This window comes from Cupriavidus basilensis, from assembly GCF_000832305.1.
Taxonomy (GTDB): Bacteria; Pseudomonadota; Gammaproteobacteria; order Burkholderiales; family Burkholderiaceae; genus Cupriavidus; species Cupriavidus basilensis_F.
The window spans coordinates 1,764,038-1,776,347 of record NZ_CP010537.1 but is presented as its reverse complement, the minus strand read 5'-3'; the positions used below and the strand labels follow the sequence as shown (position 1 = coordinate 1,776,347).

At 69.3% G+C, this 12,310-nt stretch carries 10 protein-coding genes; 5 read left to right on the top strand and 5 right to left on the bottom strand.

The genetic code is table 11. From position 1 onward, the window contains the following. The first annotated feature begins 60 nt into the window (after positions 1–60). The 3 genes from RR42_RS28610 (at position 61) to RR42_RS28600 (ending at position 3,588) form a co-directional block, all read left to right on the top strand. Positions 61–1,371 (top strand): acyl-CoA dehydrogenase family protein, encoded by a 1,311-nt coding sequence (locus RR42_RS28610; RefSeq protein WP_082055135.1) that lies wholly within the window; start codon positions 61–63, stop codon positions 1,369–1,371. Between the two features lie 7 nt (positions 1,372–1,378). Beyond that, on the top strand, positions 1,379–2,872 hold the full coding sequence (locus RR42_RS28605; RefSeq protein WP_063778492.1) for an FAD/NAD(P)-binding protein: 1,494 nt from the start codon (positions 1,379–1,381) through the stop codon (positions 2,870–2,872). A gap of 254 nt (positions 2,873–3,126) precedes the next feature. Then, positions 3,127–3,588: a hypothetical protein gene (locus RR42_RS28600; RefSeq protein WP_043354952.1), complete on the top strand. Its 462-nt coding sequence runs from the start codon at positions 3,127–3,129 to the stop codon at positions 3,586–3,588. Between the two features lie 38 nt (positions 3,589–3,626). Here RR42_RS28600 and shc read toward each other — a convergent pair whose 3' ends face one another. The 4 genes from shc to RR42_RS28580 all read right to left on the bottom strand — a co-directional run bounded on the left by shc (position 3,627) and on the right by RR42_RS28580 (position 8,413). Next, positions 3,627–5,693: a squalene--hopene cyclase gene (shc, locus tag RR42_RS28595; protein WP_082055134.1), complete on the bottom strand. Its 2,067-nt coding sequence runs from the start codon at positions 5,691–5,693 to the stop codon at positions 3,627–3,629. Beyond that, complete coding sequence (locus RR42_RS28590; protein WP_236702220.1) at positions 5,690–6,229, bottom strand: TetR/AcrR family transcriptional regulator; 540 nt, start codon at positions 6,227–6,229, stop codon at positions 5,690–5,692. The genes shc and RR42_RS28590 overlap by 4 nt, the downstream gene beginning before the upstream one ends. Before the next feature lie 219 nt (positions 6,230–6,448). Further along, positions 6,449–7,204, bottom strand: a complete 756-nt coding sequence (locus tag RR42_RS28585) for a substrate-binding domain-containing protein (RefSeq protein WP_043354948.1) — start codon at positions 7,202–7,204, stop codon at positions 6,449–6,451. A gap of 243 nt (positions 7,205–7,447) precedes the next feature. Beyond that, positions 7,448–8,413: a LysR family transcriptional regulator gene (locus RR42_RS28580; protein ID WP_052495038.1), complete on the bottom strand. Its 966-nt coding sequence runs from the start codon at positions 8,411–8,413 to the stop codon at positions 7,448–7,450. A 292-nt stretch (positions 8,414–8,705) separates the two neighbouring features. Between RR42_RS28580 and RR42_RS28575 the strand changes: the two genes are divergently transcribed. Further along, positions 8,706–9,905: a GGDEF domain-containing protein gene (locus RR42_RS28575; protein WP_043354947.1), complete on the top strand. Its 1,200-nt coding sequence runs from the start codon at positions 8,706–8,708 to the stop codon at positions 9,903–9,905. 19 nt (positions 9,906–9,924) lie between these two features. On the opposite strand, the gene RR42_RS28570 is transcribed toward RR42_RS28575, so the two are convergent. Then, entirely contained in the window at positions 9,925–10,962 is a 1,038-nt protein-coding gene (locus RR42_RS28570; protein WP_043354945.1) for an AraC family transcriptional regulator, read from the bottom strand. A gap of 213 nt (positions 10,963–11,175) precedes the next feature. Between RR42_RS28570 and RR42_RS28565 the strand changes: the two genes are divergently transcribed. Further along, positions 11,176–12,309, top strand: a complete 1,134-nt coding sequence (locus tag RR42_RS28565) for an acyl-CoA dehydrogenase family protein (RefSeq protein ID WP_043354943.1) — start codon at positions 11,176–11,178, stop codon at positions 12,307–12,309. Position 12,310: the final 1 nt, after the last annotated feature.

The following is a 12,310-nucleotide window of genomic DNA, read 5'->3' as shown; positions in this document are numbered from 1 at the left end:
GCCACGCAACACCACACCACACCAAAGACAAAACAGCACAAGCACACGACAGGAGCAACCATGAGCTTGCAATCCACCGGCACCACCAGCCGGCAACGGATTTCCCAGTGGCATCGCGAAAACGGCTTCGCCTCGGCCGAGCTTGCCGAGCCGGCCTCGCCACCGCCCGGCGCGGCCCGCGCGCTTGCCAGCGACGAAGCGCTGCGTGCCTTGTCCGAACGCTTTGCCGCGCGCGCCGCCGCCCATGACCGCGATGGCAGCTTCGCCTTCGAGAACATCGCCGAGCTCCACCAGCTTGGCCTGCTCGCCCTGACCGTGCCGCGCGCGCTTGGCGGTGCCGGGGCGGGACTAGCCGACGCCCGCCGCATCGTCCATCACGTTGCCGCCGGAGATCCGTCTACCGCGCTGGTGCTGGTGATGCAGATCCTTGGCCACCGCAACCTGGCGCAAGACACGCAATGGCCGGCGCCCCTGCGCGAGCAGGTGCAGCGCAGCGCGGTGGAGCAAGGCGCGCTGATCAACTCGCTGCGCGTGGAGCCCGAGCTGGGGTCTCCCGCGCGCGGCGGCCTGCCAGCCACGGTGGCACGCCGGCACGGCGATGGCTGGCGCTTGTCCGGCCACAAGATCTACGCCACCGGCATCCCGGCCCTGCGCTGGCTGGCCGTGTGGGGGCGCACCGATGAGCCGGTCCCGCGCACCGGCGTGTTCCTGGTGCCGCGCGACGCGCCCGGCATCACCGTGGTGCCCACCTGGGACCATCTCGGCATGCGCGCCACCGGCAGCCACGACGTGGTCTTCGACAACACGCCGCTGCCCGCCGCCTACGCGGTCGACCTGCGCCTGCCCGCCGCCTGGGGCGAGCGCCACGACCCGGCCTGGGCTGTGTGGACGTCGACCCTGCTCGGCACGCTTTATGACACCGTGGCGCGCAGCGCCCGCGACTGGTTCGTGGCATGGCTCAACCTGCGCGAGCCCGGCAGCCTGGGCGCGCCGCTGGCCACCTTGCCGCGCTTGCAGGAAGCGGTGGGCCGCATCGACGCCTGGCTGCTGGCCAACCGCGTGCTGCTGGAGCGCTTCAGCGCAGATGCCGATGCCGGCGCGCCGGCCAGCGCCAGCGACAGCAACCTGCTCAAGCTCAACGTGACCGACAACGCCATCGCCGCCGTCGAGCTCGCGCTCAGGCACGCCGGCAACCCCGCCCTGTCGCGCGGCAACCCGCTTGAGCGCCACTACCGCAACGTGCTCTGCAGCCGCATCCACACGCCGCAGAACGACGCGATCCTGGCCGGCGCCGGCGCGCAGGCCCTGCGCGCGGCGGCCGGCATCGCAACCCATGCCGCGGCAGCCACGCCGCCCGGCACCCAAGCCTGAGGCCATCATGACCCGACCCGACTCCCAGCCGCGCCGCATCGCCATCGTCGGCGGCGGCATGGCCGGCACCCTGAGCGCCATCCGCCTGCTGCGCGACAGCAGCGCCCCGCTTGCCATCCACCTGTTCGAGCCGCGCGCCGAGCCGGGGCGCGGCCTGGCCTACAGCACGCAGGACCCGGCCCACTACCTGAACGGGCCCGCGCTGAACTTCAGTCTTTATCCCGAAGCGCTGGAGGATTTCTCGCAATGGCTGGTACGCCACGTGCATGCCAGCGCAGCCGAGGCCGACAATGCCTTCGTCCCGCGCAGCGTCTATGGCGACTACCTGCGAGACACCCTGGCGCGCGCCCTGGCCGGGGCCGCCGGACGCGCCACGCTGGAGCACGTGCGCACGGAAATCACCGACGTAGCCATCGGCGTGCCGCACCGCGTGCGCAGCGCCGACGGCCGCGCATGGGACGCCGATCACATCGTGCTGGCCACCGGCGTGCAGCAGGCACGGCCAGTGCTGACACAAGACGACACACTGGAGACCGATGGCCGCTACGTCCCGGATCCCTGGCAACCCGATGCACTGGCCCGGCTCGCAAGCGCGCGCGAAATCGCCTTGATCGGCACCAGCCTGACCATGCTCGACGTGGTTGCCACGCTGGAACGGCTCGGCTTCACCGGCACCTACCACGCGTTCTCGCGGCGCGCGCTGGTGCCCTGGCTGCGCCACAACGCCGGCCCCTGCGACGACTTCCTCGCCGCCGCCGGGGCCGAAGCGCTGGCCGCGCCCACCGCCCGCAGCGTGGTCCGCTGGGTGCGCCGGCAGCGCGACAAGCTGGCCGCCCAGGGCCTGGACTGGCAAAGCGTGCCGAGCGCGCTGCGCGCCTACATCGCCCCGCTGTGGGCAGCCGCCAGCGTGCCGGAGCGCCAACGCTTCCTGCGCCATGTGCGCCCCTTCTGGGACAACCTGCTGCACCGCGCGGCGCCGCCCACGCACGCGGTCTTCGAGGCAGTGCGCGCGCAGGGCCGCCTGCATGTGCATGCCGCCCGCGTCACCGCGCTCGAAGCCGTGCCCGGCAAGACCGAAGCGCATGACGCCAACGGCTGGCAACGCGGCCCTGCAGGCAAGGCAGAGAAACACCTCCGGGTGGCTCTGCACCTCTCCCGCGAACTGCAAGCCCCGGCCACGGTGGACGCCGCCATCAACTGCACCGGCGCGCAATACGGCTGGCACGCCGGCAACACCCGGCCGCTGGTGCGCAGCCTGCTGGCGCGCGGCCTGGTCCGGCCAGCGGCAGCAGGCTCCGGCCTCGACGGCGACGCGCATGGCCGCGTATTCGATCGCGGCGGCCGCCTCGTGCCAGGCCTCAGCGCACTGGGCGCGCCGCTGCGCGGGGCGCTGTGGGAGTCCGGCACCATCATCGACGTGCGCAACCAGGCGGCAGCGCTGGCGGCGCGGCTGGTGGAGGAACTCGGACTAACGGCCGGGATCGAGGCGCAGGCGGCCTAGCAGCCGAGCAGGCCGGCATCCGGCCAACGGGCAGCCGCACCCCGAATCCGGCAACGCTTGCCAAGCGCACCCGCCGTTGGCATATAATCTGGTCCGGGCGCCGGCAGGGCGCCCGCTCCCGCAAAAGCCAGCGCACCTGCCTGCCCGTACCGCACGGCGCCGAGCGATCCAGCCCGGCACCGCCAGTTCGTTGCAAGAACCACACCGTTGACCTTTTTTGCCGCCGCGGGAAACGGCATTGCAAAGGACATGACATGTGGCTCACAACGCTCAACACTCCAGCTCGCCTTCCCAATAGCGACTTCCTGCGCCGCCATGCACGCAGGCTGCTGCGCCAGCTCCACGCCGAACAAGCCGTGCAGGCGCTACCGGTAATCCGGCGCATCCACTGTGCGCAGGTACGCACGCAAAGCGTCGCGGAACTCTACCGGCTGCGCCATACCCTGCAGCTCAAGCACTGCCTGCAACTGCTGGCGGCCGAACTGGGCTACACCAGCTGGTCCGCGTGCAAACGCGACATCGACGCCCGGCCCGCCAGGGTACTGGACCGCTACCGCCTCGACCTTGGACAGTTCGGCGACTACCAGCAACTCTGGTTCGCCGACCGCCAAGGCGCCCAGGCATGGCAAGCGTCCAACGGCGGCTACGTGGTGGCGTATGGCGAGCAAGCGGCGGTATTGCTGACGGGCAACGCCATACCGGCGATGCGTGACTGACCGGGGGCCCTATGGGGCACCTCGGGGCGCCTCGGCGCCTACTTCGCCACCGTGCGCCCCGCCAGCTGACGGTAGCGCGTCAGCGCCCATAGCGGGAAGTAGGCGGTGTAGCCGTGGTACTTCAGGTAGTAGATGCGGGGGAAGCCCGGCGCGTTGTGCGACGGATGCTGCCAAAGGCCGCTGCCAGCCTGGCAGTCCAGCAGGTAAGCAATGCCCCTGCGCACTGCGGGCGTATCCACCTCGCCCACGGCGAAGAGGGCCAGCAGCGCCCAGGCGGTGCTGTTGGGCGTGCTCTCGCCCCCATTGGTGCCGGCCAGCGAGCCATCGAAGTAGCTATCGTTGGTCTCGCCCCATCCGCCGTCGGCGTGCTGGCAGTGTAGCAGCCAGTCCACTGCCTTGCGGATATAGGGCTGGCGCACGTCCTCGCCCACCAGCGCCAGGCCCGCCAGCACACTCCAGGTGCCATAGATATAGTTGCTGCCCCAGCGTCCCCACCAGGCGCCGTCGGCGCGCTGCGTGCGGCGCAGATAGGCGACGCAGCGTTCGACGGCGGCGGCGTGCGCCTGGCGGTTTCCGCTCAGGCCAATGCATAGCAGCACGCGCCCGGAAACGTCCTCGGTGGGCGGATCCAGCAGGGCGCCGTGGTCGGCGAAGGGGATGCGGTTCAGGTACTCGCGATCGCAATTGGCATCGAAGGCGCCAAAGCCGCCGTTGCGCGACTGCAGGCCCACCATCCATTTCACGGCGCTCGCGACCGCGTCCTGGTAGCGCTCGGGCTGGCCGATGCGCCTCGCGTGCACGGCCAGCATGGCGGCTACCACGGCGCTGTCGTCGATGTCCGGGTAATAGGCATTGGCGTACTGGAACGCCCAGCCGCCGGGCTGTACCGACGCCGGCACGTGCTTGGACCAATCGCCGCGCAGGTCTCGCACCTGCCGCGCTTCCAGCCAGTCATAGGCGCGCTGCACCGCCTGCTGCGTGCGCGCGTCGGTGCCGGCGTGCTGCAAGGCCATGATGCTCCAGGCGGTATCCCACACCGGTGACAGGCAGGGCTGGCAATAGGCCGAGCCGTCGGCGCGGCGCACCACGAGCTTGCGGATCGCGGCCAGGCAGGTAACGCGTGCCGGATCGGTCTTTGGCACGCCAAGCAGCGTCATCATCTCGTACCAGTACACCATCGGCGGAAAGATGCCGCCCAGGCCATCCTCGCCGTTCATGCGCTCCACGCACCAGGCTTGCGCCCGGGCGATGGCCCGCCGGCGTACCGCGGCGGGAATCCACGGCTCGATCGTGCGCGCAACCTTGTCGGCCACCAGAAAGGCCTTGCGCATCAGGCCCTTGCTGGAGAAATAGTGCCGCTCGCGCTCGGGCGGTGTGACGAACAGCTCGCTGACCCCGACACGGTGCGGATTGGCGGCCTTGGCCCGCAACGAACACAGTACCGTCAGCGGCACCAGCGTGGAGCGCGCCCAGTAGGCCATCTTGTCCAGATGCACCGGCGCCCAGCGCGGGAACAGGATGAGCTCGACCGGCACGAAGGGCGTGGCGCGCCAGGGCACCTGCCCGAACGTGGCCAGGAGGATGCGGGTGAAGACATTGGCCTTGGCGGCCCCGCCCTGCGCCAGGATGGCGCGGCGGGCCTGGGCCATGTGCGGGGCATCCGGGTCGTCGCCGGCCGCCTTGAGCGCAAAGTAGGCCTTGACGCTGCATGACACGTCGAGCGCGCCACCGTGGTACAGGTCCCAGCCACCATGACGGTCTTGCCGCTGGAGGCTTCGCAGGTAGACCGCCATCGCCGCCTGCAAACCGGCATCGATTTCGTCCACGAAGTGCATCATCAGGATGTACTCGGCGGTAATCGTGGCATCCGACTCTAGCTCAAAGCACCAATGGCCGTCGCGATGCTGGTGGCTCAGCAAGGCGTCGCGGGCCGCGTCGATGGCCCGGTGCAGATTCGCGTCGGCGCCAGGAGTGCCGGGTGTGGCTTGCGTGGGCGCGCCGGCGTCCTGCCTGGTGCAAGGCTGCGCGTTTAGCCGGGTATTCAACTGGCTATTCGACTGGGTATTCAACTCGGTATTCAATTGCGCGTTCGATCGTGCGTTCATTGCGGCTGGCGTCGGGTCATCTGATCCAGCTGGCGCAAGACTTCCGCCCTCAACCCGGGTTCCATCGACTGGCTGCCCAGCAGGTCGGCGAGCCACAGCCCGTCAGCGGCCAGGCGGCAAATCATCAGCCTCGCCGCCTCCGCCGCTGGCAGCGGATCGGGGCGTGCGATTTCGGCGATGCGTGGGGCCCAGCGATCGCGCGTATCGGCATCGGTCAGCATCAGCGCCAGCAGCAGATGCAGATAGCTGGCGGCGTCCTCGTTCCTCTCTTCCTGCAACGTCGCCCGCATATAGGCCCGCGCCGCGCGGCCCTCGGCCTGCGTGTCGCTGGCGATCGCAGCGGCCACATCGGTGTTGAAGGTCTCAACCGCATCGTCGAAGAGCGCGTCCAGCAGCGCCTGCTTGTTGCGGAAATGATGCTGCAAGCCACCTTTGCTGACACCGGCACGCGCCGCCACCGCATCCAGCGTGACGGCGCGCAGACCGGATTCGAGGGCGAGCTGGGCCGCGGAGTGCAATAGCTGCGGGCGCAGCACGTCGGGCTGCTTCTTTCGGCGGTGTGCTTGTGTCATGGGCGCGGATCATACCATCCGGACGGATTGTTTTGAATCCGGATGCGCGCGCGCCAGGAAGCCGTTTCAGGATAAGGTCTCCTCGCGCTGGAGCAGACCTGCCGGAGCCGCTTTGCCGCCGCTCCGGATTGCCGGAGCGAGCGCCAGCGTGAACCCGCGCCGGCGCCGCTCAGCCTCTCACACTCACTGTACCCGCGGATCCATCCCGCTGCGCTCGATCTCCCCCCGCGCCGCAGGCGAAGCCAGATAGCGAATCAACGCGCGCCCGGCCTCGGGATGCTCCGCGCCCACCGGCACGCCGGCGGCGAACGTGGTGATTTTCTGCAAAGGCTCGGGAATCTTGCCAACAAAGCTGGCGCCCTTGACCGGCAGCAGCTCGCTGACCTGCTGCAGGCCGATCTGGTAATCGCCCTGCGCCACCACGCTGCCGACCGGCGTCTTCTCGATCTTGTGGGCCCGGCCCTTGACCTGCGCCTCGATGCCCAGCTTCTTGAACATCTCGGTCTCGACATACACGCCGCTGGCGCTGTCCGAGTAGGCGATGGACCTGGCATCCAGCAGGGTCTTGCGGAATGCGTCGACGGTGCTGATATCCGGCTTGGGCGCGCCCTCCCGCACCGACAAGCCGATGCGCGAATCGGCCAGGTCGACCCGGCTGTCCGGCAGCACCTTGCCTTGCTTGATCAGGTCATCCAGCGCATAGGCCACCATGATCACCACGTCGGCATGCTCGCCGCGTGCGAGCCGGTTGGGAATGGCCTCGGGCGACTTGCCCATCGAGGGGCCCCATGCGGTGGACAGCGTATTGCCCGTGGCCTTCTCGAAGCCCGGGCCGAGCGCCTTGTAGGCCGCGGTAAAGCCGCCCGAATTCATGACCTTGACCTCGTCGGCCAGCGCATTGCCGGCGGCCAGCGCCATGCCGGCCACGCCGGCCAGCATGAGTGCCAGCCATGGCTGCTTGTGTTGCCGAGGGAGATGCGAAGGGGAAACAACGTTGCGGGCTGCCTTTGCTGGGGACGGCGCGGGGGACGGTACGGCGATGCTCGGCATGGTCATATGCGCTCTCTGTGGGCATTGAAATGGGATTCGGCCTGCCCGCTTCAGTCTCCGCGGCGCAGGCCGACTATTCTATGCAAGCACCGCGCACGGCGATAATGCAATGTTTCTTGGATTTGATCGGTTTTACGCATCAATACCAATACCGGCGCTGCCGCCCCGGCCGTGCGCCGATGTGGCCGCGCTCCGGCCGCGCTGTGCCGCCGCCTGCCCGACCATGTCGTACAGGGCTTGCGCATGCGCCGGCAACGTGCGCCCACGGCGGCGCAGGATGCCCAGCGTGCGGGACACGGCGGGATCGCGCAGGGGAACCGCGACCAGCGTGGCGCGCTCGCCACCGGGCAGCGCCAGGCGCGGCACGGCCGCCACCCCCAGCCCGGCCTCCACCAGCGCCAGCACGCTGCTGACATGGCGCACCTCGTAGAAGGCGGCCGGCCGCAGCGGCAGCTCGGCCAGGGCAAGATCCAGCATCAGCCGGTTGCCGCTCGACTTGGCTAACGCTATCAGCGTGTGGGCGCCAAGTTCAGCCCATTTCACCGAGCGGCGCCGGGCCAGCGGATGGTCGTGGCGGCAAGCCAGCACGAAAGGATCGCGCAGCAAGGGCTCGAACAACAGGTCGGCCTCCTGCGTGCCGATGAAGTTCAGGCCAAAGTCCGCCTCGCCGCTGGCCACGCTGTGCAAGACGACGTTGGCGCCTTCGTCCACCATCTTGACGCGGACGTTGGGGAATTGCGCATGAAAACGCGCGATCACCGCCGGCAGGAAGTAATGCGCCGCCGACGGCACGCAGGCAACCGTCACCTCGCCTGAGCGCGTCGCGGCCGCATCGCCGATACCCATCAGGGAAGACTCCACTTCCGCCAGCAGCGCGCGCGCCTTGCCGACAAACTCCCGGCCTACCACGGTCAGGGTGACGCGGCGCGTGGTGCGCTCGAACAGCCTGACATTGAGCGCCTGCTCCAGCTTGTCGATACGACGCGACAGGGCCGGCTGCGACAGGCTGAGGGCCTCGGCGGCGGCGCGGAAGCCGCCTTGCTCCACCACGGCCACCATCGCCTGCAGGTCGCCGAGGTCGAATCTGATCGGTTGCATTGTGTTCCAGGCTAGGGCATTGATGAAGGGATCAGGCAGGCATTGATGCGCCCCGCCGATCAAAGCGCTATGCCCGGCATTCTAGCCGTCCGGCCCCGGCGCGTCCTCTCGCGCGGGCCTGCGGCAGGCGGATGTCCGACACCCCACGTGCGTAGGTGAATGGGAGTAGCGCCACTGAGGTATTCTCCCGAGCTTCGCCGCCAGGCCCGGCGAGACAACCCGCCTGATCAAGCCTCATCACGCTCCATCGCGCCTCATCGCGCCCACCCACCGCACTGGAGGAAATTTGCAGATGTCGGACCCGTTCGCTTTGCTAGCCGTTACGACGCTCCTTAGCGTCATGATGCTGGCGATCGTCTGGTCGCTGCGGCGCTGCGGCCAGCCGGGCGTGACGTTGTGGTGGCAAGCCAACCTGGCGGCCATGGTCGCGCTGCTGCTGATCACACTGCGCGGCAGGATCCCGGATGCGCTATCGATCGTGGTGGCCAACGGCGCGCTGGCTTGGGGGCTGGCACTGTTTCATGCGGGCATCGCCCGCTTCTGCGGACGGCAGCCACCCTGGCGCGCGATGATCGCCGGCACCTTCGCCGTGGTGGCCGGCGTCGTGACGTGGCGCTATGTATTCAATGATTTCAACACCCGCGTGGTCATCGTCTCGGCATTCCACGCCACGTTCTGCGGCTGCGCAGGGTACGTGCTGGTGCGCTACCGCCCGCGCGCTCGCCCGGCCAGCCATTACCTGACCACCGCCGGGTTCGCCTTCTTCCTGTCCGCGGCCCATGCATTGCGGGGCGTGCTGTCCGCGCTCTCGGTCATGGACCACCCTGCCACGACGAGCACGCCCGGATTGAATGCCGCCTTCCTGGTGCTCGGCGCGCTGGCCATGCCGGGCCTCACCATGGGCGCCGTGCTGATGATCCACGACGCGATGGTGCGCCAGCTCGAAGCCGTGGCCAACACCGATTTCCTGACCGGCGTGATGTCGCGCAAGGCGTTCGAGAACGAGGCCGCGCGCGAGCTGGCGCGCGCCGGGCGCGGCGGCCCAGCGCCGGTGCTGCTCATCATCGACATCGACCACTTCAAGGCGGTCAACGACACCTTCGGCCATGCCGCCGGTGATGCCGTGCTGGCGGAGTTCGCGCGCCTGGCCGCCGCCAGCCTGCGCGCGCCTGACAGCATCGGCCGCATGGGCGGCGAGGAATTCGTCGTGTTGCTGCCAGCCAGTTCACTGGAAGAGGCCCGCGCTGCCGCCGAGCGCATCCGCCTACTGGCCGAAGGTAGCCGAGTCAGTGGCCCATATGGCGCCGTGCGCTACACGGTCAGCGGCGGCTATGCCGGGTGGCACCCCGGCGAGAGCGTGGCGCAGGTCACCGCACGCGCCGATACGGCGCTCTACATGGCCAAGCTGTCGGGACGCAACCGCATGCTGGCGCATGTGCCTGCCCCGGCAGCGGCCAGCGCGCCCTGCGAACTGGCCACTGGCGAGCATTGACTGAGCCGGGTAGGTGGCCCTAAGCCTGCGACGGCGTGCCCCGGTACGCCCCGGGCCGCAGCCCGGTCCAACGCCGGAACGCGCGATGGAACGCACCCGGCTCGGCGAAGCCAAGCTCGGCCGCGATTTGCGCCAGCGGACGGCTGGAATGGCTCAGCGCTTCGATGGCCAGGTCGCGCCGCATCTCATCCTTCAGTTGCTGGTAGGTCCCGCCCTCCTCCATCAGCCGGCGCCGCAGCGACGATGACGACATATGCACGTCGTGCGCCAGGCGGTCGAAGGTGGGCCACTGCTCCGGCGGCTGCGCGCGCAACTGGCGCCGCACGCGCGCCATGACGCTGGTGCGGTCGGTGTATTTCACCACCACGTTGTGCGGTGCGTCGCGCAGGAAGGCCTTGAGGCTGCGCTCGTCCTGGTGCACCGGCTGGTCCAGCCAGGCCGCGTCGAACACCAGCGCCGTGGCCGGCTGGCCGAACGCCAGATGGCGCGAGTACATCAGGCGGTACTCGGCGGCATAGGCCGGCTCCGGATAGCTGAACGCCGCCAGCAGCACGGGCACCCGCCGGCGCAGCAGCCAGCTCATCAGCCCGTGCAGCATGATCAGCATGGTCTCCTGTGCGAACACGCCCGGCGGCTGGCTTGAAGTGGCCGTCAGCACCAGCGCGGCCCGTGCGCGCTTGCCGGCGCCCGGCTCACCGTCCACGCCTTCGCGCTCCAGCCGCACGCGGATATCGTCCAGCAGCAAGCCGAAATAACGCACCACCCGCTCCAGCCCCTGCCCCAGCGTCTTGCTGCCCACGATGGCGTGGCACAGCATGGCAAAGCTGCCGCACTTCATGCGGCGCGAGTCCTGCCCAAAGAATTCATCGTCCAGCGCGGCGGCCACTTCCATCCACAACGCGCTATAGCTTGCCGCCGACACGCGCGCCTGCGGCACCGCCAGCAGCGCGGGCGCGATGCCCGCCGCCTGCAGCACCGGCTCCGGCGCGATGCCGCGCGCGCGCAAGCCCGCGATGGCGTGATGCACGAAGCAGATGGCGACGCTATGTTTTTCCATGGAACGGCTCGGATCGGGAACGGATGGCTTGCTGGCCCAGGCTTGCCGGCAGTGGCAAACGAGTTCAGCAAGGTTGGCGGATTCTGGCATAGGAGCGCCCCGCCTGTCTTCCTACACTTGCTGCCAACACTCCCGCCCAGCGCGGGCCACCAGACCGCCAGCCTCACCTGGATCGCGTGCCCCCACGCCGATCCCGGCCCAACCCGAGCCGCCATGCACCACGAATTCAGCGAACAGCAAACCATGATCCGCGACACCGCGCGCACTTTCGCCAGCGAGCGCCTGGCGCCCTGCGCCGCCGAGTGGGACCGTGCCGGCCAGCTGCCGGCGGAGGTGGTGGCGGAGATGGGTGCGCTCGGGCTGCTCGGCATGATCGTGCCGGAGGAATGGGGCGGCACGTATACCGACTACATCGCCTACGCGCTGGCCATCGAGGAAATCGCCGCGGGCTGCGCCGCCTGCGCCACCCTGATGAGCGTGCACAACTCGGTGGGCTGCGGCCCGATCCTGCACTACGGCACGCAAGCGCAAAAAGAGCGCTACCTGCCGCGCCTGGCCAGCGGCGAGATTATCGGCGCGTTCTGCCTGACCGAGCCACAAGCCGGCTCGGAAGCGCACAACCTGCGCACCCGGGCGCGCGCCACGGACAATGGCTGGGTGCTGTCCGGCAGCAAGCAGTTCGTCACCAACGGCCAGCGCGCAGGCGTGGCCATCGTGTTTGCCGCCACCGAGCCGGCACAAGGCAAGCGCGGCCTGTCGGCCTTCGTGGTGCCCACCGATACGCCCGGCTTCTCGGTGCACACGCCCGAGCGCAAGATGGGCATCCGCGCCTCCGACACCTGCGCCATCACGCTGGACGACTGCCAAGTGCCGCACGACGCGCTGCTCGGCGAACCCGGCGAGGGATTGCGCATTGCCCTGTCGAACCTGGAGGGCGGGCGCATCGGCATTGCCGCGCAGGCACTCGGCATCGCCCGCTCGGCCTTTGAGGCCGCCTGCCGCTACGCCGCCGAGCGCGTGCAGTTTGGCCGCCCGCTGCGCGAGCATGCGCCCATTGCCAACATGCTGGCCGACATGGCGACCGAACTCAACGCGGCACGCCTGCTGGTGCACCGCGCCGCGCATATGCGCACGGCCGGCCAGCCCTGCCTGTCGGAAGCCTCGCAGGCCAAGCTCTATGCCTCCGAACTGGCCGAGCGCGTGTGCTCCAAGGCGCTGCAGATCCATGGCGGCTACGGCTACCTGGAAGACTACCCGGTCGAGCGCCATTACCGCGACGCCCGCATTACGCAGATCTACGAAGGCACCAGCGAGATCCAGCGCATGCTGATCGCCCGCACCCTTTGAG

Excerpts from the sequence above, each read along its gene's own strand:
- RR42_RS28585 (WP_043354948.1), bottom strand. The coding sequence starts at position 7,204 with ATGCTGGCCGGCGTGGCCGGCATGGCGCTGGCCGCCGGCAATGCGCTG.
- RR42_RS28570 (WP_043354945.1), bottom strand. The coding sequence starts at position 10,962 with ATGGAAAAACATAGCGTCGCCATCTGCTTCGTGCATCACGCCATCGCG.
- RR42_RS28610 (WP_082055135.1), top strand. The coding sequence starts at position 61 with ATGAGCTTGCAATCCACCGGCACCACCAGCCGGCAACGGATTTCCCAG.
- RR42_RS28565 (WP_043354943.1), top strand. The coding sequence starts at position 11,176 with ATGCACCACGAATTCAGCGAACAGCAAACCATGATCCGCGACACCGCG.
- RR42_RS28580 (WP_052495038.1), bottom strand. The coding sequence starts at position 8,413 with ATGCAACCGATCAGATTCGACCTCGGCGACCTGCAGGCGATGGTGGCC.
- shc (WP_082055134.1), bottom strand. The coding sequence starts at position 5,693 with ATGAACGCACGATCGAACGCGCAATTGAATACCGAGTTGAATACCCAG.
- RR42_RS28575 (WP_043354947.1), top strand. The coding sequence starts at position 8,706 with ATGTCGGACCCGTTCGCTTTGCTAGCCGTTACGACGCTCCTTAGCGTC.
- RR42_RS28600 (WP_043354952.1), top strand. The coding sequence starts at position 3,127 with ATGTGGCTCACAACGCTCAACACTCCAGCTCGCCTTCCCAATAGCGAC.
- RR42_RS28605 (WP_063778492.1), top strand. The coding sequence starts at position 1,379 with ATGACCCGACCCGACTCCCAGCCGCGCCGCATCGCCATCGTCGGCGGC.